The organism is Exiguobacterium sp. UBA6309, from assembly GCF_002439205.1.
Classification (GTDB): Bacteria; Bacillota; Bacilli; order Exiguobacteriales; family Exiguobacteriaceae; genus Exiguobacterium_A.
This window is the reverse complement of the sequence record NZ_DJTL01000025.1, coordinates 354,068-373,273: the sequence shown is the minus strand read 5'-3', so window position 1 is coordinate 373,273 and position 19,206 is coordinate 354,068. Positions and strand designations below refer to the sequence as shown.

At 48.7% G+C, this 19,206-nt stretch carries 21 protein-coding genes, 1 tRNA gene and 1 pseudogene; 20 read left to right on the top strand and 3 right to left on the bottom strand.

What is annotated here, in order from left to right; all coding sequences use genetic code 11:
• Positions 1–14 precede the first annotated feature (14 nt).
• Positions 15–251: a hypothetical protein gene (locus B3M90_RS08350; RefSeq protein WP_035409978.1), complete on the top strand. Its 237-nt coding sequence runs from the start codon at positions 15–17 to the stop codon at positions 249–251.
• A gap of 119 nt (positions 252–370) precedes the next feature.
• On the opposite strand, the pseudogene clpP reads toward B3M90_RS08350, so the two are convergent.
• Positions 371–955, bottom strand: a pseudogene (clpP, locus tag B3M90_RS08345) (ATP-dependent Clp endopeptidase proteolytic subunit ClpP); the annotation flags it as partial.
• Between the two features lie 182 nt (positions 956–1,137).
• Positions 1,138–1,213 (bottom strand) — tRNA-Arg (locus B3M90_RS08340).
• 153 nt (positions 1,214–1,366) lie between these two features.
• Here B3M90_RS08340 and B3M90_RS08335 point away from each other — a divergent pair.
• The 10 genes from B3M90_RS08335 to B3M90_RS08290 all read left to right on the top strand — a co-directional run bounded on the left by B3M90_RS08335 (position 1,367) and on the right by B3M90_RS08290 (position 11,395).
• On the top strand, positions 1,367–2,509 hold the full coding sequence (locus B3M90_RS08335; protein WP_290783329.1) for an RNA polymerase subunit sigma-54: 1,143 nt from the start codon (positions 1,367–1,369) through the stop codon (positions 2,507–2,509).
• Positions 2,500–2,760 (top strand): glutaredoxin family protein, encoded by a 261-nt coding sequence (locus tag B3M90_RS08330; protein WP_050678696.1) that lies wholly within the window; start codon positions 2,500–2,502, stop codon positions 2,758–2,760. The genes B3M90_RS08335 and B3M90_RS08330 overlap by 10 nt, the downstream gene beginning before the upstream one ends.
• A 115-nt stretch (positions 2,761–2,875) precedes the next feature.
• Entirely contained in the window at positions 2,876–3,904 is a 1,029-nt protein-coding gene (locus tag B3M90_RS08325; protein ID WP_290783326.1) for a sugar-binding transcriptional regulator, read from the top strand.
• A 53-nt stretch (positions 3,905–3,957) separates the two neighbouring features.
• Positions 3,958–4,965, top strand: a complete 1,008-nt coding sequence (gene gap / locus B3M90_RS08320) for a type I glyceraldehyde-3-phosphate dehydrogenase (protein ID WP_023469217.1) — start codon at positions 3,958–3,960, stop codon at positions 4,963–4,965.
• A 121-nt stretch (positions 4,966–5,086) separates the two neighbouring features.
• Entirely contained in the window at positions 5,087–6,271 is a 1,185-nt protein-coding gene (locus B3M90_RS08315) for a phosphoglycerate kinase (protein WP_023469216.1), read from the top strand.
• A 27-nt stretch (positions 6,272–6,298) separates the two neighbouring features.
• Positions 6,299–7,051 carry a triose-phosphate isomerase gene (gene tpiA, locus B3M90_RS08310; RefSeq protein WP_023469215.1) on the top strand — a complete coding sequence of 251 codons (753 nt, stop codon included), beginning with the start codon at positions 6,299–6,301 and terminating at the stop codon, positions 7,049–7,051.
• Complete coding sequence (gene gpmI, locus B3M90_RS08305) at positions 7,052–8,599, top strand: 2,3-bisphosphoglycerate-independent phosphoglycerate mutase (RefSeq protein WP_214852546.1); 1,548 nt, start codon at positions 7,052–7,054, stop codon at positions 8,597–8,599.
• A gap of 59 nt (positions 8,600–8,658) precedes the next feature.
• Positions 8,659–9,951, top strand: coding sequence for a phosphopyruvate hydratase (eno, locus tag B3M90_RS08300; RefSeq protein WP_087681330.1), 1,293 nt, complete (start codon positions 8,659–8,661; stop codon positions 9,949–9,951).
• A gap of 269 nt (positions 9,952–10,220) precedes the next feature.
• The gene (locus tag B3M90_RS08295) at positions 10,221–11,144 is read left to right on the top strand and encodes an acyl-ACP desaturase (protein ID WP_035409958.1); all 924 of its coding nucleotides are present in this window, start codon (positions 10,221–10,223) and stop codon (positions 11,142–11,144) included.
• A 2-nt stretch (positions 11,145–11,146) separates the two neighbouring features.
• Positions 11,147–11,395, top strand: a complete 249-nt coding sequence (locus tag B3M90_RS08290; RefSeq protein WP_230088506.1) for a hypothetical protein — start codon at positions 11,147–11,149, stop codon at positions 11,393–11,395.
• Positions 11,396–11,532: 137 nt separating this feature from the next.
• Here B3M90_RS08290 and B3M90_RS08285 read toward each other — a convergent pair whose 3' ends face one another.
• On the bottom strand, positions 11,533–11,853 hold the full coding sequence (locus tag B3M90_RS08285) for a hypothetical protein (RefSeq protein WP_290783323.1): 321 nt from the start codon (positions 11,851–11,853) through the stop codon (positions 11,533–11,535).
• 135 nt (positions 11,854–11,988) lie between these two features.
• Here B3M90_RS08285 and B3M90_RS08280 point away from each other — a divergent pair, with 135 nt between their 5' ends.
• The 9 genes from B3M90_RS08280 (at position 11,989) to secG (ending at position 19,157) form a co-directional block, all read left to right on the top strand.
• On the top strand, positions 11,989–12,333 hold the full coding sequence (locus B3M90_RS08280) for a hypothetical protein (protein ID WP_290783321.1): 345 nt from the start codon (positions 11,989–11,991) through the stop codon (positions 12,331–12,333).
• Positions 12,334–12,690: 357 nt separating this feature from the next.
• Positions 12,691–12,930: a hypothetical protein gene (locus B3M90_RS08270; protein ID WP_214852552.1), complete on the top strand. Its 240-nt coding sequence runs from the start codon at positions 12,691–12,693 to the stop codon at positions 12,928–12,930.
• Between the two features lie 199 nt (positions 12,931–13,129).
• A complete protein-coding gene (locus tag B3M90_RS08265; RefSeq protein WP_050678689.1) occupies positions 13,130–14,110 on the top strand; it encodes a LacI family DNA-binding transcriptional regulator in 981 nt (326 codons plus the stop codon).
• Positions 14,107–14,985, top strand: coding sequence for a ribokinase (gene rbsK / locus B3M90_RS08260; RefSeq protein ID WP_290783319.1), 879 nt, complete (start codon positions 14,107–14,109; stop codon positions 14,983–14,985). The genes B3M90_RS08265 and rbsK overlap by 4 nt, the downstream gene beginning before the upstream one ends.
• The gene (gene rbsD / locus B3M90_RS08255; RefSeq protein ID WP_214807627.1) at positions 14,982–15,371 is read left to right on the top strand and encodes a D-ribose pyranase; all 390 of its coding nucleotides are present in this window, start codon (positions 14,982–14,984) and stop codon (positions 15,369–15,371) included. The genes rbsK and rbsD overlap by 4 nt, the downstream gene beginning before the upstream one ends.
• Positions 15,372–15,383: 12 nt before the next feature.
• On the top strand, positions 15,384–16,862 hold the full coding sequence (locus tag B3M90_RS08250; RefSeq protein ID WP_195864541.1) for a sugar ABC transporter ATP-binding protein: 1,479 nt from the start codon (positions 15,384–15,386) through the stop codon (positions 16,860–16,862).
• A gap of 1 nt (position 16,863) precedes the next feature.
• A complete protein-coding gene (rbsC, locus tag B3M90_RS08245; RefSeq protein ID WP_050678685.1) occupies positions 16,864–17,832 on the top strand; it encodes a ribose ABC transporter permease in 969 nt (322 codons plus the stop codon).
• 27 nt (positions 17,833–17,859) lie between these two features.
• Positions 17,860–18,777, top strand: a complete 918-nt coding sequence (gene rbsB, locus B3M90_RS08240; protein ID WP_290783315.1) for a ribose ABC transporter substrate-binding protein RbsB — start codon at positions 17,860–17,862, stop codon at positions 18,775–18,777.
• Between the two features lie 146 nt (positions 18,778–18,923).
• Entirely contained in the window at positions 18,924–19,157 is a 234-nt protein-coding gene (gene secG, locus B3M90_RS08235) for a preprotein translocase subunit SecG (protein WP_023469201.1), read from the top strand.
• Positions 19,158–19,206 lie beyond the last annotated feature (49 nt).

Below are 19,206 nucleotides of genomic sequence, written 5' to 3'. Positions count from 1 at the left end.
AAGGAGTTTTTGAAATGGCTAACGAAAAGAAACGTATTTCGCTGACAGTCGATGCGAAGTTTGATGAAGTGTTAACAAAAAAAGCAAAAGCAATCGGTGTACCGAAAAGCACACTCGTTGCATTCGCAACATCTTTGTTCCTGAAACAATTACAAGCAGAAGAAGAGCTTTCGCCACATGCGAACGCGATCTACTCGCTGATTCGTGAAAACCACGATATCGTTTCAGACATCACAGACTTGATCGACTGATCATCGCCCTCTCGTTCTATAAGGAACGGGAGGTTTTTTGTATGTAACGATAACCGACAAGGCTTCACTTTTCTATGGATACAAAAAAAGTGCCTCCCGAAGGAGACACTCTGGATGACTTATGCACGTTCCATGACGCGGTCGATAAGACCGTAATCAGCAGCAGCTTGTGCTGACATGAAGTTGTCACGCTCTGTATCGCGTTCGATGACTTCAAGTGGTTGTCCTGTGTTTTCAGCCATGATTTTGTTGAGGTGCTCACGCATTTTGATGATACGCTCCGCATGGATTTTGATATCCGATGCTTGACCTTGTGTACCACCGAGTGGTTGGTGGATCATGATTTCAGCGTTTGGTAACGCGAAACGTTTTCCTTTTGCGCCTGCTTGTAGCAAGAACGCACCCATCGATGCTGCCATACCGATACAAATTGTTGAAACTTGTGGTTTGATGAAGTTCATTGTATCGTAAATCGCCATACCGGCAGTGATCGAACCACCTGGGCTGTTGATGTAAAGCGAGATTTCTTTATCTGGATCTTCTGCTGCTAAGAACAGAAGTTGGGCAACGACTGAGTTGGCGACGTTGTCGTCAATCGCGCTCCCGAGAAGAATGATGCGGTCTTTTAGCAAACGTGAGTAGATATCGTAAGCACGTTCCCCGCGGTTTGTTTGTTCGATGACTGTTGGAATTAACATAGTCTTTGCCTCCTTATAGTTGGTATGTAGCTTCCTATTCGACTTATCCTTATCATAATCCTTTGGTCAATATTGGTCAAAAGATACGATGCGACTTTTAGGTATTTTTCCATTACAAGGGCAAATGAAACATATCAATATAGAAAAAAGGCAACGCCATTGCTGGCATTGCCTTGTAGTTGAATAAATGGTACACCCGGAGAGATTCGAACTCCCGACACCTGGTACCGGAAACCAGTGCTCTATCCCCTGAGCTACGGGTGCATCTGATGTACTGAACAATTAATAGTATAGCGACATTTTTTCAGAAAAGCAATAGGGAAGGATGACTTTTCTTTTCTCTAGCGACTCAAAAGGGGTTCAGAGCACGTTTTTCAAAACGTTTCTTCTATAATAAGAAGTGAGGGAGGGAAATCGATGGATCAACGCCAGGAACAAACGCAACAGCTGACGTTATCGGCGTCACAACAGTATCAGTTACATGTACTTGAGCAACCGGCGGCAGAACTCGAGGAGGAATGGCGACGGTTGAAACGACGGTTACATCGTCATTACCCGAATCAGGTTTCGCTAGAGGTCGAGCAGATGGCAGGACATTTGGCATCCTATGAAGACGAGCTTCTTGCACAAATACGTTTAGAATCAGTCAGACAGGAAATAGGATATATGGCGGAACAACTCATCGTGTATTTAGAAGCGGACGGTTTATTGCGGACATCGGACAAGGAGCTCGCTGCATCCTTCTCGACCGATGTCGCAACGATTACAGAAGCACGGACACTCTTACAACAATGTGAACCAGTCGGCATTGCTGCCCGCTCGGAGCGCGAGTGCCAATGGTTACAGGCGATCGAGCTAGACGACGCAGAATTGATCGGACTGACGGATCGGTTACGACATGAACCGGCGAGTCAAGTGTTCGCGCAGTTCAGTAAACAGGATCGAGCACGGTTGCGAAAACGATTGACGCGGCTGAGCCGGACACCGGATCTTCCTAAAGAAGAACGACCGGTCATGGCAGAAGCACGGATTCACCTGTTAGATGGAAAACTTCAGATTGACTGGATGACACTCGACATGGATCAGAAGTGGCTCGGATTAAAAGAGGCAACGCCTTTTTTACGCGCGTACGAACGACGTCGCGTTACGATGCATGCCATCCTCTCGGTCTTGCTTGAGCGACAAGAACGCTGGTTCAAGGGAGAACTGCATCTTGAGCCACTGACGAAAAAACAAGTCGCTGAGGCGACGGGGCATCATCCGTCAACGATTGGTCGAGCGATTGCTGCGAAGTATGTCGAGACGGTTCATGGTCTCGTTGCTTTAGAAGACTTGTTCGTCTCACGGACGACAACCGGAGATTCGAGTTTTTTAATTAAACGGCGGATCGCCGAATACATTCAACATAGCGATCGTCCGTTAAGTGATCAGCAATTGACGGATCGTCTGCAAGCAGACGGTCTGACAGTCGCGCGACGGACGGTTGCAAAATATCGGGCAGCGCTTGGTTTAACGAAAAAAACGATGCAGCAAAGGAAGGCGCAATCAGAATGGGATTAAAACGACACAGACACTTAACACTCTATTCACGTCCGGGATGTACGCTATGTGAAGAGGCCGCCATCTTACTCGACTTCGTACTCGATGAGTTTCCGGAATGGACGTTCGAGGAAGTCAACATCGATCAGGATGAAGCGCTCAGTCTACGGTTCTTATATGAAATTCCGGTCGTCATGCATGACGGCGAAATTTGGAGTTATGGCAAATTCGAGACGGAAATGATAAGAAACCGCTTACTTCAAAAAACTTGAGAAACGAGACTTGCAAGGCGAGAAATGGACTGTTATGATAACGGTGTACCAAGTGGGACACGTTATGACATGCGGGACAGAAAGCGTCCAGCTACTTGAGAGGAGAGGGAAATACATGATTCGGCAGTTAGTCCAGATCCAAAAACGAATCGTGCCTGATCTGATCGAAGAAATGCAGACACGCTACGACATCCTTCATTATGTTCGACTGATGCAACCGATCGGACGACGTACGCTTGCGACAAGCCTTGGCTTGACGGAACGCGTCTTACGGCGGGAAGTCGACTTCTTGAAGCAGCAAGACCTCCTAGAGGTCGCGACGCAAGGGATGTCCTTGACGGATGAAGGACGAAACGTTCTTCGCAGCATGCACAGCATCATGGGAGAACTCGCAGGGATCTCAGACATGGCGAAAGCCTTAAAAGAGAGACTCGGAGTACGGGACGTCGTCATCGTACCGGGTGATTCCGATGAAACCTTCTGGGTACAACGAGACATGGGGCGGGCGACCGTCGCACGACTCAAACGAGAGCTTTCTTCAGACCATCACAATACGATCGCTGTCACAGGCGGTACGACGATGGCTTCCGTCGCGGCGATGATGTCGCCAGACAAGGAACACCGTCCGATGACGTTCGTTCCGGCACGCGGAGGACTGGGAGAAACGCTCGAACTACAAGCGAACACAGTATGCTCACGGATGGCGTCACGCGCTCAAAGTGATTATCATCTGCTTCACATCCCCGACATGGTCAGTACAGAGACGTTCGTCAAGATGATTGAAGAGCCGAGCATAAAAAATGTGCTTCAAATGATTAAAGATGCTTCAATCGTGGTACATGGAATTGGTGAGGCGAAAACGATGGCAAAACGTCGTCGCGCGTCTGAGGATCTCCTGACCCGACTGGAACATGAACAGGCAGTAGCGGAAGCATTCGGATATTACTTCGACCGAGACGGGAACATCGTGCACCGGGTCAAGACGGTTGGTCTCCAATTGGCTGACTTGAAGCAAGTCGAACACGTCATCGTCGTCGCAGGTGGTCATTCGAAGGCAGAAGCGATCAACGCCTATGTCAAACAGTCGCCTGACATCATCCTGATTACGGATGAAGGCGCAGCAGCTTCGATTTTGAAAGGGTAACCCCCTTTTGAATAATAGATAACTCGCTTTACATTAAAAGGAGGAAAATTATCATGGCAGTAAAAGTTGGTATTAACGGATTTGGACGTATCGGACGTTTGGCACTTCGTCAAATTCTTCAATTCGATGGAATCGAAGTAGTCGCGATCAACGACCTTACAGACACTAAAATGCTTGCACACCTTCTCAAATATGATACGACTCAAGGTCGTTTCGACGGCGAAGTTGAAGTACACGACGGTTACTTCCTCGTCAACGGTAAAGAAATCAAAACACTTGCTAACCGCAACCCAGAAGAACTCCCATGGGGCGAGCTCGGTGTTGACATCGTTCTCGAATGTACTGGTTTCTTCACAGACAAAGAAAAAGCTGAGCTTCACTTGAAAGCTGGCGCTAAAAAAGTCGTTATCTCTGCACCTGCAACTGGCGACATGAAAACAGTCGTCTTCAACACGAACCACGAAATCCTTGACGGAACTGAAACAGTTATCTCTGGTGCTTCTTGTACTACAAACTGTCTCGCGCCAATGGCTAAAGTTCTCCAAGATCAGTTCGGAATCGTTGAAGGTCTCATGACTACGATCCACGCTTACACTGGTGACCAAAACACACTCGACGCTCCACACCCTAAAGGTGACTTCCGTCGTGCACGTGCGGCAGCAGCAAACATCGTTCCAAACTCAACTGGTGCTGCAAAAGCAATCGGTCTCGTTCTTCCAGAACTTCAAGGTAAACTTGACGGATCTGCACAACGTGTACCAGTCGCTACAGGTTCACTCACTGAGCTCGTAACTGTACTCGACAAAAAAGTTTCTGTAGAAGAAGTTAACGCAGCAATGAAAGCAGCTGCTAACGAGTCTTACGGTTACACTGAAGACGAAATCGTTTCTTCTGACATCGTTGGTATCTCTTACGGATCACTCTTCGATGCAACTCAAACTAAAGTCATGACAGTCGGCGACAAACAACTCGTTAAAACAGTTGCTTGGTATGACAACGAAATGTCTTACACTAGCCAACTCGTTCGTACACTCAAACACTTCGCAGAAATCGCTAAGTAATTCGAGCAATTAAATAGCAATTGAATAAGAGCGGAAACGATATCAGTCTCCGCTCTTATTGCGGAAAAAAGCGGGAGGGGCATTCGCCCCTCACTATACGTAAGAGACGGAGGACGAATGTATGAATAAGAAATCGATTCGCGACATCGATGTACAAGGAAAACGCGTATTTACACGCGTGGATTTCAACGTACCGTTGGAAGACGGTAAAATCACGGATGACACACGGATCCGTGCTGCACTCCCAACGATCAAACACTTGATCGAAGGCGGAGCAAAAGTCATTCTTGCTAGCCACATGGGTCGTCCAAAAGGCGAAAAGAACCCTGAGTTCTCACTTGCACCTGTCGTAGCACGCCTCAGCGAATTGCTTGGTAAAGACATCAAGCTCGTTGAAGAAGCATACGGTCCAGTTGCAGAAGAAGCAGTCAGCAAACTCGAAAACGGCGATGTCGTCGTCTTAGAGAACGTTCGCTTCTACCCTGGTGAAACGAAAAATGACGAAGAGCTCGCTAAAGGATTCGCGAAACTCGCTGACGTCTTCGTCAACGACGCGTTCGGCGCAGCACACCGTGCACACGCATCGACAGAAGGTATCGCACACCATGTCGACACTGCAGTTGCCGGTCTTCTCATCGAAAAAGAACTTCAAGTTCTCGGTAAAGCTCTTTCTAACCCAGATCGCCCGTTCACGGCAATCATCGGTGGTTCGAAAGTAGCGGACAAAATCGGTGTCATCGATCACTTACTCGACATCGTCGATACGTTGATCATCGGTGGCGGCTTATCGTACACGTTCCTCACAGCTCGTGGTATCGAAGTCGGTACTTCACTTCTTGAGGTCGACAAAATCGACCAAGCGAAGGAATTCATGAAGAAAGCAGAAGAAAAAGGCGTTAAGTTCCTCATGCCAATCGACTGCGTCATCACGAAGGAATTCGGAGAAGAAACATATGTCGGACCACGTGACATCACAGAGATCCCAGCAGATCACATGTCACTTGATATCGGTCCAAAAACGGTTGAACTCTATGCAGAGGCAATCAAGAACTCGAAACTCGTCGTCTGGAACGGACCGATGGGCGTATTCGAACTCGATAAATACGCAAACGGTACAAAAGGTGTCGCGCAAGCTCTTGCGGACAGCGATGCGTACTCAATCATCGGCGGTGGCGACTCAGCTGCTGCGGCAGAGAAATTCGGTCTTGCTGACAAAATGAGCCACATCTCTACAGGTGGTGGAGCAAGTCTCGAATTCATGGAAGGGAAAGCTCTTCCTGGTGTCGAAGCGCTAAACGACAAGTAATCTAAGTTCACAAGGGAGTGTTTCTCAATGCGTAAACCAATTATCGCAGGTAACTGGAAGATGAATCTGACACTCAAGGATGCAGTCGCATTCGTTGAGGAAGTCAAAGGAGCTGTACCTGCTTCGACGACAGTCGACGCAGCTGTCTGTGCGCCAGCAGTATTCTTGGCACACTTGACAGAAGCAGCAGCTGGTACGGATCTTAAAATCGGTGCTCAAAACATGTACGACAAAGAGAGCGGCGCGTTCACTGGTGAAATCAGCCCGCTCATGCTCAAAGAACTCGACGTGACATACGTCATCCTCGGTCACTCTGAGCGTCGTGAGTACTTCGGCGAAACAGATGCGTTCATCAACAGCAAAGCGAAAAAAGCGTTCGAGCACGGTCTCGTTCCAATCGTTTGTGTAGGTGAAACACTGGAAGAGCGTGAAGGCGGCAAGTTCGAAGACGTCATCCGCGAACAGACAGCAAACAGCCTTAAAGGTCTTACTGTCGACCAAGTGAAAAATCTTGTCGTCGCTTACGAGCCTGTCTGGGCAATCGGAACAGGTAAATCAGCGACAGAACAAGATGCACAAGATTCTTGTAAATTCGTCCGCGACGTCGTTGCAGCTGAATTCGGTGCTGAAGCAGCAGAAGCTGTCCGCATCCAATACGGTGGTAGCGTCAAACCGGAAAACATCAAAGAATATATGGCTCAACCAGACATCGACGGCGCGCTCGTCGGCGGTGCAAGTCTTGAGACAGGATCGTTCCTCAAACTGTTGGAGGCGATTTAAATGAAAAAACGTCCAGTCGCACTGATCATCCTTGATGGTTTTGGTATGCGTGACGAGGAGTTCGGAAATGCCGTTACAGCGGCAAACAAACCGAACTTCGACCGTTACTGGGGTCAATACCCGCATACGTTGTTGAATGCGAAAGGTGAATACGTCGGTTTGCCTGAAGGTCAAATGGGGAACTCAGAAGTGGGTCACCTGAACATCGGTGCAGGTCGCGTCGTCTATCAATCGCTATCCCGAATCAACAACGCGATCAAGGATCGCTCGTTCTTCTCGCGTCAAGCGATGAACGATGCGGCAGGTCACGTGAAGAAATACGGTTCAGCGCTTCATATCTTCGGTTTGGTCTCTGACGGTGGAATCCACAGTCACATCAACCACTTATATGCGGTGCTCGAATTCGCGAAACTTCACGAAATCGAAAAAGTCTACCTCCATGCTTTCACGGACGGTCGTGACTGCGACCCACAATCGGGCGCTGGTTTCCTCCGTGACGCGCAAGCGAAGATGGATGAATTGAATGTTGGACAATTCGCGAGTATCTCTGGTCGCTACTATGCGATGGACCGCGATAACCGTTGGGAACGCGTCAAGAAAGTCTATGACGCCATCACGTTCGGTGAAGGTCCAACGACGAAGGATCCAATCGGCATGGTTGAAGCTTCGTACAAACAAGACGTAACGGATGAGTTCATCGAACCAACTGTTGTCGTGCAGGAAGACGGTACGCCAGTCGCACCGATCCACGATAACGATGCGATCGTGTTCTTCAACTATCGTCCTGACCGTGCGATTCAGCTTTCGAAAGTCTACAAAGAAAAAGGTGGCTTCGACGGTTTCGAAATTCCGGACAACGCACCGAAGAACCTGCTACTCGTCTCGATGACGAAGTACTCGGATGCGATTGATACGGACATCGTCTTCCCGCCTGAAGACATCAAGAACACGCTTGGGGAGACATTGTCAAAACAAGGTCTCAAACAGCTACGCATCGCGGAAACGGAAAAGTATCCGCACGTCACGTTCTTCTTCAACGGACAACGTGAAGAACCATACGAAGGGGAAGATCGGATCTTAATCCCTTCACCAAAAGTCGCGACATACGACTTGAAACCGGAGATGAGCGTCTATGAAGTCACAGACGCCCTCGTCGACGCAATCAACTCGGACAAACACGACGCGATCATCCTCAACTTCGCAAACCCGGATATGGTCGGTCACTCGGGTATGCTCGAGCCGACGAAAAAGGCGATCGAAGCTGTCGATGAGTGTCTTGGGAAAGTCGTTGACTTGATTCTCAGCAAAGGCGGCGCGGCAGTCATCACGGCTGACCACGGGAACGCGGATAAAGTCCTCAATGCGGACGGCAGTAAGATGACGGCGCATACGACAGAACCGGTTCCATGTATCGTGACGGTCGAGGACGTTGAACTCCTTGAACCACTCACAGGTGCACTCGCTGACCTCGCACCAACGGTCCTTGATCTCCTCGGAGCGGACCAGCCAGCAGAGATGACTGGTAAATCGATCGTATTGAAGAAATAATCCCGTCGATCGAAAGAATTACAGCACATATTTCTTACACACAAAAGGAGCGAATTTAAATGTCAATGATTACAGAGATTTACGCACGCGAGATTCTTGATTCACGCGGTAACCCAACAGTAGAAGTAGAAGTTTATACAGAAGATGGCGGTTTCGGTCGCGCACTCGTACCATCAGGTGCATCAACTGGTGAGCACGAAGCAGTCGAACTCCGTGATGGCGACAAAGCTCGTTACCTCGGAAAAGGTGTTTTGAAAGCTGTTGACAACGTCAACGAAAAAATCGCACCAGAAATCATCGGTTACGATGTCTTCGACCAAGCTGGAATCGACAAAAAGATGATCGATCTCGACGGTACGAAAAACAAAGGTAACTTCGGCGCTAACGCAATCCTTGGTGTTTCTATGGCTGCTGCACGTGCTGCTGCAGATGAGCTTGGTCTTCCACTTTACACATACCTCGGTGGATTCAACGCGAAAACATTACCAACACCAATGATGAACATCATCAACGGTGGATCACACGCAGACAACAACGTGGACTTCCAAGAATTCATGATCATGCCTGTCGGTGCTCCAACATTCAAAGAAGCACTTCGTATGGGTGCTGAAATCTTCCACGCGTTGAAATCAGTTCTTAGCGGAATGGGGCTTAACACAGCAGTTGGTGACGAGGGTGGATTCGCTCCAAACTTGAAATCAAACGAAGAAGCAATCACAGTTATCCTTGAAGCAATCGAAAAAGCTGGCTACAAAGCAGGCGAAGATGTTTACCTTGCAATGGACGTCGCTTCTTCTGAGTTCTACGATAAAGCAGCTGGAAAATACAACCTCGCTGGCGAAGGCAAAGTCCTCTCAACAGAAGAGCTTGTTGAATTCTACGCACAACTCGTTGACAAATACCCAATTATCTCAATCGAAGATGGCTGTGACGAAAACGACTGGGATGGTCACAAACTTCTTACAGATCGTATCGGACACAAAGTCCAACTCGTTGGGGATGACTTGTTCGTAACAAACACTGAGAAACTTGCTGAAGGTATCGAAAAAGGCATCGCTAACTCGATCCTCATCAAAGTTAACCAAATCGGTACGTTGACTGAAACATTCGACGCAATCGAAATGGCTAAAAAAGCTGGTTACACAGCTGTCGTTTCTCACCGTTCTGGTGAAACTGAAGATTCAACGATCGCTGACATCGCTGTTGCGACAAACGCTGGTCAAATCAAAACTGGTTCACTTTCACGTACAGACCGTATCGCGAAATACAACCAACTTCTCCGCATCGAAGACATGCTTTCAGACGTTGCTGTCTACGACGGAATTAAATCATTCTACAACCTCAAAAAGTAATTTCAGGTTGATCGTTTGAACAAGCTATAAGGAAAACCTCCTATTCGTGTGATACGTACACACGGATAGGAGGTTTTTTGTATACCAAGCGATGTCAAACATGAAAAGCACTTTTGTCATTAAAACTATACTGAACTGTCAAAAAATTGATTCATCCTAGTAGATGACTAAAATGTTATACTCATAAATAAGTGCAAATTAAATAGTTATAGGCATTAATTACATCTTACTCGATACAGATGACAAATACGTCTAAAGGAGATACGATCATGCTAAATTCAGATTTAGATATCCGTTTAGAACCACGCATTCAAGAGTTATATCGACTACACAAGGAGCGTTCAGCCAACATCGACTGGAGCTACCACGAATTCATTCCGTGGGATAAGGCGATGTCGTTCAAGCGCGTTCCCTGGGATGAAAGCCAAGTCACACTTCCGGAAGGTGTCATCGTCGCAATCGAGACGGCATTACTGACAGAGGTCAACTTACCGTGGTATACGTCGCACTTAGACTATACGTTCAAGAACTCGATGGAAGTCATCAATGACTTCGTCCGGACATGGACAGCAGAAGAAGATCAGCACTCGAACTTACTCGAGACATATTTACTCGTCACGCGAAACGTCAATCCAACGCGACTTCATCAATTAAGAAGACGCGTCGTTGAAAATGGCTGGTTCCCGGACTTCACGAACCCGCTAGCGACAATGGCGTATACGTCACTGCAAGAGTTAGCGACACTCGTCTTCTATAACAATGTTGCGAAAATCGCAGGGGCACACGACAAAGACTTAGCAACGCTACTCCGTCGTCTAGCGAAAGACGAAGCGCTCCATTATGCGTTCTATCGTGACACGGTCAAAGCACACCTAGAGCTTGACCCGAACTTCATCGTCTTCTTCGAAGACGTCATCATCAACTTCTCGATGCCAGGTGCTGTCATGCCGGACTTCACAGAACGGATGAAGACGATTGCTGTTGATACGAACTATGGACCCCTCCAATACTTCGACCAAGTATTAGACGTCGTCGTCAAATACTGGGGCATCGCTGATTTGGAGCCGACAAGCGAAGAAGCGAAGCAATCACAAGCGAACATCATGAAGTATCATGGACGTTTGAAACGCATTAAGGAACGTCAAGAACGTCAACTCGAAAAAGCGAAAATCGACGTCTCAGGAGGCAATTGAACATGAAGTGTGAAATCTGTGGAACTGAAACGAATAACCAAGTCAGTTACTTGGAACTCGATACATGGGAATTCAATTCATTGAACAAAGAAGCAAAAGACTTCTATCCGATTTGTTTTGATTGCTTCGACAAGCATACGAATCAGTTCATTGATCAGGAGATGGATCTTGAATTACGTAAAAAACGTTCGCAAATGGTCAACAAAGAAGTAGAAGCTGAAATCGAAGCGATTCTTGAGGTTGAGAATTAAGTCGTCTTTACCATACGTGAAGGGAAGCAAAACCGGTAGTGCTTTGGCGCTATCGGTTTTTTTTATCCCTAAAAAAAGCAGTTATCTCTTGCTTCACATGTTTTGTGAAAGAAGAAATAGCTGCTTTTAACATGAAGTCAGTCTTCGATGAATGTAACGAGATAATGATGGGCAGAATGAAGCGGTGCACGGGTCACGAAAAAGTCCGGGAGATTGACATCGATTCCCAATTCGCGCAGTGTATCGGGATCCAAACATTCCTGAATCAAACGTTTGATGTCTTGTAACAGTTCATCGTGCAAGTTCGCTTCCTTCAGGAAAGCGCGTTTCGCGTCATCGCGCAACAATAGCACGATCGGTGGTAGACCTCGTAAGAGATCGACCTGAAGGGGCTGCTGATGACGTTCGAAATAATCATTCAGACAACTGACGACCTTCATCGAGTGTTCTTCTTTCATCCGATCCCAACTCTCTGTATGTGACTGTAACTCTCTAGCTATTCCCTAATTGAAGCGAGGATATGCAGAGAAACTGGAAATCAAGCATTACAAGGACGCTGTTCGGGGTAGAACTAGAGGGAAGGGGGAATCGACATGCTATTTCGGTTTTTGGTTTTAGGGCTTGATACGTCGATTGGTGACATCCCGTTGCGCCTCATCTATTTTACGGAACTCATACTATTCATCGGTTTGTATCAAATCACGAGCCAGTTTTCGCGTCAGAGTCTGATTTTTGGAACGGCACTCGGAATTGGTGGACTGATTGCCATCTTACCCGGTGCGCTCTATATCATCCGTTATAATCCGGAGGATGCCGTCATCGATGTCACGTTCCTATTGATTTATTTGTTTGAGCCGCTGGCAATCGTTGCGTTCGTTGTTGCTTTGATTCGGCGTTTGTTCGTGGAGCGAAAAAGAGCCGGGAAAGCAAAAAGATGAAAGACTTGTCAGCTAGACTCCGATTGTTCATTGATTTCCGTCCAAGACGTCGCTTTCCGCGGGCGGAAGGCAAGCCTCCTCGTCGCGTGTGCTCCTGCGGGGTCTTGCCTATTCCGCTCTTCCCGCAGGAGTCTCCGTCTTTTCCGAAAATCAACAATCTAACGTGCTACTGAGAGGATAAGAAATACACCGTAAGATGGCGTGACGCTGTCTTGCGGTGTATTTGCGTATGCATCCAAATACTTTCTTTCAATAGTGTAAGGAAGAGTAACTGGAAGAATATTCTATAATAGAGGGAGAGTGAAATTAGATCTTAGTTAATTTCGTAAGATCCCGTTGATTATAGGAGTGAGTTTCATGCATAAAATGTTGTTTGGTTTATCTGTCTTAAATAGTCTCTACATTACGAACAACTTATTTACGTATTCCGATAGTTTTTTGAATGCACCTCTGGGCATCACGACTGTTATTGCCGTGACATTGATGTATCTAAACGATAGCGCAAAAAAAGATAAACCGTCGTTGTACACGAAAGCGACGGATGGATTAGGATTCATTAATATTCTGATTGGTCTCTCGCTGATCGTCTTTATTTAAGGATGATTCAGAACGTTCAAATGCATGATTATACGGAATTACCGTAAGTCTGACGCCGTGTCAGGCTTCTTTTTTATGTTTCAATTCAAGAGCTCGAAAAAAAAATAAAATATATTTTAGATAAAAAAGATTGATGTGTAACCGGTTACACAATATGATGATTCTTGTAAGCGTTATCAAAAGAAAGAGGTGGCGAAACATGTCGACCATCCGGGAAGTAGCGAAAGCGGCACATGTCTCCGTCGCGACGGTCTCACGCGTCATGAATGAAAAGGGTTATGTCAGTGAGAAATCGCGTAAGGCGGTGCTTCAGGCAATCAAACAATTGGATTATCGACCGAACCGGGTCGCGCGATCGTTGTTCCAAAAACGGTCCGGACTGATCGGATTGATCGTTCCAGACATCACGAACCCGTTCTTCCCACAACTCGCACGAGCTGTGGAAGATATGGCACATCAACATGGTTTTCAGGTCATTTTGTGTAACACAGACGAACAGTTTCAGAAAGAACGCGAATATATCAAGTCACTCGAGGCGATGCATGTCGACGGATTGATCATCACGACGAACTACTCAAACAATCCGAACTATGAAGAACTTGAAGTGCCGGTCGTAGCATTAGACCGTGTGTTGCAAGGCGCGATTCCGACGGTGACGTCAAACGGATACGAAGGCGGGAAAAAGGCAGCTTCGTTCTTACTTGCTTCTGGTGCGACGGAGCTCGCTGTCATCAGCGGTCCTTCGAAACTCCCGACGATCAAGAAACGACGAGATGGTTTTGAGGAAGTCGCCGGAACGCATCTCGTTGCAAGCATCGAGTCACCGTTCCATTTTCAAGGAGCACTTGATGCCGCAAACTATCTCTTTGATCACTATCATTGCAACGGGATCTTTGCTGCGAGTGATGTCATTGCCGCAGCAACGGTGCAAGTCGCTGCGGAACGCGGGATCACGATTCCGGACGAGCTACAAGTGATCGGCTATGACGGCATCGAACTCGGACAAATGATTTCACCACCGTTGACGACGATTGCGCAGCCGATCTATCAAATGGGAGAACTGGCGGCGAAACTTTTGATTCAGCGGATTGAAGGCACACCGATTGCCGCCGTTCATCATGAGTTGACAGTTGAGATCATCGAACGGGAAACGACGAAACGGAAGGATGAGGAAGCATGAAACAAATCAGTGTCATCGGCAGTATCTCGATGGATCTCGTCGTCGAAAGTAAACGCCGCCCAGGCGCAGGCGAAACGGTCATCGGGGATGCCTTTCATACCGTACCGGGCGGAAAAGGGGCGAACCAAGCAGTCGCGGTCGCGCGTCTCGGCAGTACCGTCGAAATGATCGGTTGCGTCGGCAGTGACGCAAACGGTGAAGCGATTCGCGAAAACTTCAAAACGCAAGGAGTACAGACGACACACTTGCAAACGATTGAAGGCGAACGGACGGGAACGGCACATATCACGCTCGCTGAAGGCGACAACTCGATCGTCGTCGTTCAGTCTGCTAATCAACATGTGAAATTTGCGGATGATACACTCGCGCCGGTTCTCGCAGACAGTGAAATCATCTTACTCCAGCTCGAGATTCCAATCGAAACGGTCGAGACCGTTGCTCGCGAAGCACATGCGGCTGGCATTCCAGTCGTCTTGAATCCAGCACCGGCGATGTCACTCAGTCCGGAATTGATTGAACACGTCACATACTTAACGCCAAACGAACATGAATGTGGCTTGATCTTCGGACAAGACCAGCCAATCGAACATTGGCTGATGGAATATCCGAATAAATTGATCGTGACCGAAGGCAGTCGCGGGGCACGCTTCTACGACGGTGAGTCGATCGTGACGATTCCAGCGATCGAGACGACCGTCGTCGATACGACAGGAGCAGGGGATACGTTCAACGGTGCCTTAGCCGTTGCGTTAACGGAAGGACAACCGCTCGTCGAGGCAATTCGTTTCGCGAACCGGGCAGCCGGCTTATCGATTCGCGCGCTTGGCGCTCAAGGCGGAATGCCGACACGGGAACAGATGGAGGGAGACGCATGAAGAAACACGGTATCTTAAACAGTCATATCAGCAAGGTCCTGACCGATCTCGGTCATACCGATACGATCGTCATCGCCGATTGCGGCTTACCGATTCCAGACGGAGTCGCCCGAATCGATTTAGCACTGGAACTCGGCACACCGTCATTCCTCGACGTCGTCCGTGTCGTCGCCGGTGACATGGCGATTGAACAGCTGACACTGGCGACAGAGATCAAAGAAGCGAATCCGGATGTCCTCGAGCAACTCGAAGCCATGCAGATCGAGACGACGTTCGTTTCGCATGAGGAGTTCAAGAAACAGACACAGCAGGCGAAGGTCATCATCCGGACCGGAGAAGCGACACCGTACGCAAATGTCATCTTCCATTCCGGCGTAATCTTTTAAGGGGGTCATGCGATGCGTATCGAGATGACAGGTATCAAAAAAGCATTCGGTCCCGTTCCCGTCCTGAAAGGTGTCGACTTCGAACTCGCTGCGGGTGAGATCCACGCCTTGATGGGAGAGAACGGTGCCGGGAAATCGACACTGATGAAGATTTTGACCGGTGTTCATAAAGCGGACGCAGGGACGATCCGCGTCGATGGACAGGACGTCGAATATAAGAATCCGAAGCTTGCCGAAGAAGCGGGAATTGCCTTCATCCACCAGGAACTGAACATCCTCCCGGATTTAACGGTGACGGAAAACTTGTTCCTCGGACGGGAGTTAAAGTCACGCTTCGGGATTCTCAAGCAAGGAGAGATGAAACGCCAGGCAGAACGTGAACTCGCCGAATTGAATGTCTTCATGGATGTCGATCAACTCGCTCGGACGTTGTCGGTCGGTCAGCAACAGATGATTGAGATCGCAAAAGCTTTGATGACGGACGCGAAGGTCATCATCATGGATGAACCGACAGCCGCACTGACGGAGCGGGAAATTCGGGCCTTGTTCAGCGTCGCGACGGCATTGCGCAACCAAGGTGTCTCCATCGTCTATATCTCGCACCGGATGGAGGAAATCTTCGAGCTCTGTGACCGGATCACGGTCTTACGGGACGGGATCTCCGTCTCGACGCACGCGATTCCCGAGACATCGTTCGAACAGATCGTCCGGGAGATGGTCGGTCGTGAGATGGGCGAACGATACCCGGACCGTGACGTGTCGATCGGTGCGACCGTTCTCGAAGTCAAACAGGCGAGTGGGAAACGGTTCGACGATGTCTCGTTCTCTGTCAAAGCAGGCGAAATCATCGGCTTCTCGGGTTTGATGGGCGCCGGGCGGACGGAAGTCATGCGAGGATTGTTCGGAGTCGATCGCCTGAAAGAGGGAACGATCGAACTGAACGGACAGTCGCTGAAGATTAAGACACCGTATGATGCGATCCGCCAGGGCATCGGCTTTTTGACCGAGGATCGCAAAGGCGAAGGATTGTTCCTCGACTTTTCATTGCGTGAGAACATCTCACTGCCGACGATTCGTTCGTTATCGAGATCCGGTGTCATCAAGGATCAGGCAGAACGCGATTTCGCAGAAGGATACTTGAAGTCACTCTCGGTCCGCCACAGCTCGATGGACCAACCGGCGAAGTCACTCTCCGGGGGGAACCAACAGAAGGTCGTCCTCGCGAAGTGGCTCGGGACACAACCGAAAGTCTTGATCCTCGACGAACCGACACGTGGTGTCGACGTCGGGGCGAAGAAAGAGATTTACCTCATCATGAACGAACTCGCTGCGGCGGGTGTCGCGATCATCATGGTCAGCTCGGATCTCCCGGAGATTCTCGGAATGAGCGACCGGGTCTACGTCATGCGCGAAGGCAAGATGAGCGGCATGTTGACACGACAGGAAGCGACGCAAGAAAGCATCATGACACTTGCGACAGGAGGACAATGATATGGAATTGATGCAAGGCAAGGTAACGGAAGCAAAACCGAGACGTCTTGGGATCGGACAAAAGCTTGGACCACTCGCAGGATTATTCGCGATCGTCCTCGTCGTCTCGATCATGGAACCGGACTTTTTAACACTGAATAATTTATTTAACATCTTACGGCAAGTCTCGATCAATGCCTTGATTGCCTTCGGGATGACGTTCGTCATTCTGACGGGTGGGATTGATTTATCGGTTGGCTCGATTCTCGCTCTCTCGTCCGCCTTCGTCGCGGGTCTGATGACGGATGGAACGTCAGCGTTGATCGCTGTTCTGGCTGGTCTGATCGTCGGAGCTGTCATGGGTGCCTTGAACGGAATGGTCATCTCACTCGGAAAAGTTGCACCGTTCATCGCGACACTTGCGACGATGACGATTTTCCGCGGATTGACGCTCGTCTATACGGACGGGAAACCGATCACTGGTCTAAGCCAAGGTGGCTGGTTCGAATTGTTCGGACGCGGTTACTTCTGGATCTTCCCGGTACCGGTCCTAACGATGTTGATCGCCTTCGCGGTTCTCTACTTCATCTTGAAGAAGACGACGTTCGGTCGCTATACGTATGCGATTGGTGGCAACGAAGAAGCAGCGAAGTTGATGGGGATTCAAGTCAATAAAGTCAAAATCATGATCTACTCACTCTCAGGCTTGATGGCAGCACTTGCCGGCATCATCCTGACGTCCCGTCTGAACTCGGCGCAGCCGACGGCGGGGACATCGTACGAACTCGACGCCATCGCAGCGGTCGTCCTTGGTGGGACGAGCCTGTCAGGTGGTCGTGGCTGGATTGTCGGTACCTTGATCGGTGCCTTAATCATCGGAACACTGAACAACGGTCTCAACTTGCTCGGTGTCTCCTCGTTCTTCCAACTCGTCGTCAAAGGTTTAGTCATTTTGTTCGCGGTACTCGCGGACCGGAAACAAGCAGCGTAACCCACACTCAAAAAGGAGGATTTACAGATGAAAAAATTACTTGCAGTCGTCATGATGGCATTAATGGTCTTCGCAGCCGCCTGTTCGACGGAACAGCCGGGCAGCAGCAACGGTGATACGAAAAAGAAGACGAAGGACTTCAAGATCGGTCTTTCGATTTCAACCCTCAACAACCCATTCTTCGTCTCGTTAAAAGAAGGGGCAGAACAAGAAGCCAAAGCAGAAGGTGCAACGCTTCAAGTCGCAGATGCACAAGATGATGCGGCAAAACAAGCAAGCGACATCGAAGACATGGTTCAAAAGAAAGTCGATCTCATCTTGATCAACCCAACAGATTCAGCAGCAGTTGGTGCAGCCGTCCAAACAGCGAACGATGCGAACATCCCCGTCATCACAGTTGACCGGAATGCAGAAGCAGGCGACGTCGTCGCACACATCGCGTCAGATAACGTCGCGGGTGGGAAACAAGCAGGTGAGTACATGATCGAACTCGTTGGCGACAAAGCAAAAGTCGTGGAACTCGAAGGAATTCCAGGAGCATCCGCAACTCGTGACCGTGGTAAAGGGTTCCATGAAGCAGTCGACGGTAAACTTGACGTCGTCGCAAAACAAGCAGCAAACTTTGACCGGGCAAAAGGCTTGTCGGTCATGGAAAACATCCTCCAAAATAACAAAGACATCAAAGCCGTCTTCGCTCACAATGATGAGATGGCACTCGGTGCGGTCGAAGCGTTAAAAGCAGCGGGTCTCAACGATGTCAAAGTCATCGGCTTCGATGCGACGGATGATGCCGTCAAAGCCGTCAAAGACGGAAAAATGGCAGGAACGATCGCTCAAAAACCGACTGAGATCGGGAAGATGGGTGTCGAGACAGCAATCAAGCACTTAAAAGGTGAAACAGTCGAGAAGAACATCCCAGTCGATCTCGAATTGATCAAACAATAAGAAGACAGGACACCTGAGTCGACGATTCAGGTGTCTCTTTTCGTCAGGTGGAACAGGCAGGAAAAAGTTCCTAAATCTATTCCTTGTTCCCGTACTTGTTTTTCTCTATAATGAAAGAAGCGTATATTACTGAAGGAGGATCATCGATGATCATTCATAACGTGGCTCTTGTCGGCCTCATCGTCGTTTCCGTTCTTCTCATCATCGTCGTTCTATTGATGTCAGGTCGTACGACCGGACTCGGAGCATTGACGGGTGGAGCAGAACAATTATTTGGTCGCCAAAAAGCTCGTGGCTTGGATGCGGTCCTAAATCGTGTGGCGTCTATCTTAGGAGCATTACTCTTCATCTTGGCGTTACTCGTCGCTTTTTATAAGTGAGCATTGAAACGACAGCCGTATGATCGCGCTGTCGTTTTTTGTATTTCTC

Bases quoted from the DNA above. Each gene is read 5' to 3' on its own strand.
- B3M90_RS08330 (WP_050678696.1), top strand. From the start codon at position 2,500: ATGGGATTAAAACGACACAGACACTTAACACTCTATTCACGTCCGGGA.
- secG (WP_023469201.1), top strand. From the start codon at position 18,924: ATGATCATTCATAACGTGGCTCTTGTCGGCCTCATCGTCGTTTCCGTT.
- B3M90_RS08325 (WP_290783326.1), top strand. From the start codon at position 2,876: ATGATTCGGCAGTTAGTCCAGATCCAAAAACGAATCGTGCCTGATCTG.
- B3M90_RS08290 (WP_230088506.1), top strand. From the start codon at position 11,147: ATGAAGTGTGAAATCTGTGGAACTGAAACGAATAACCAAGTCAGTTAC.
- B3M90_RS08335 (WP_290783329.1), top strand. From the start codon at position 1,367: ATGGATCAACGCCAGGAACAAACGCAACAGCTGACGTTATCGGCGTCA.
- B3M90_RS08270 (WP_214852552.1), top strand. From the start codon at position 12,691: ATGCATAAAATGTTGTTTGGTTTATCTGTCTTAAATAGTCTCTACATT.
- B3M90_RS08315 (WP_023469216.1), top strand. From the start codon at position 5,087: ATGAATAAGAAATCGATTCGCGACATCGATGTACAAGGAAAACGCGTA.
- gpmI (WP_214852546.1), top strand. From the start codon at position 7,052: ATGAAAAAACGTCCAGTCGCACTGATCATCCTTGATGGTTTTGGTATG.
- eno (WP_087681330.1), top strand. From the start codon at position 8,659: ATGTCAATGATTACAGAGATTTACGCACGCGAGATTCTTGATTCACGC.
- B3M90_RS08350 (WP_035409978.1), top strand. From the start codon at position 15: ATGGCTAACGAAAAGAAACGTATTTCGCTGACAGTCGATGCGAAGTTT.
- gap (WP_023469217.1), top strand. From the start codon at position 3,958: ATGGCAGTAAAAGTTGGTATTAACGGATTTGGACGTATCGGACGTTTG.
- B3M90_RS08265 (WP_050678689.1), top strand. From the start codon at position 13,130: ATGTCGACCATCCGGGAAGTAGCGAAAGCGGCACATGTCTCCGTCGCG.
- rbsK (WP_290783319.1), top strand. From the start codon at position 14,107: ATGAAACAAATCAGTGTCATCGGCAGTATCTCGATGGATCTCGTCGTC.
- B3M90_RS08295 (WP_035409958.1), top strand. From the start codon at position 10,221: ATGCTAAATTCAGATTTAGATATCCGTTTAGAACCACGCATTCAAGAG.
- B3M90_RS08250 (WP_195864541.1), top strand. From the start codon at position 15,384: ATGCGTATCGAGATGACAGGTATCAAAAAAGCATTCGGTCCCGTTCCC.
- B3M90_RS08285 (WP_290783323.1), bottom strand. From the start codon at position 11,853: ATGAAAGAAGAACACTCGATGAAGGTCGTCAGTTGTCTGAATGATTAT.
- rbsD (WP_214807627.1), top strand. From the start codon at position 14,982: ATGAAGAAACACGGTATCTTAAACAGTCATATCAGCAAGGTCCTGACC.
- B3M90_RS08280 (WP_290783321.1), top strand. From the start codon at position 11,989: ATGCTATTTCGGTTTTTGGTTTTAGGGCTTGATACGTCGATTGGTGAC.
- rbsB (WP_290783315.1), top strand. From the start codon at position 17,860: ATGAAAAAATTACTTGCAGTCGTCATGATGGCATTAATGGTCTTCGCA.
- rbsC (WP_050678685.1), top strand. From the start codon at position 16,864: ATGGAATTGATGCAAGGCAAGGTAACGGAAGCAAAACCGAGACGTCTT.
- tpiA (WP_023469215.1), top strand. From the start codon at position 6,299: ATGCGTAAACCAATTATCGCAGGTAACTGGAAGATGAATCTGACACTC.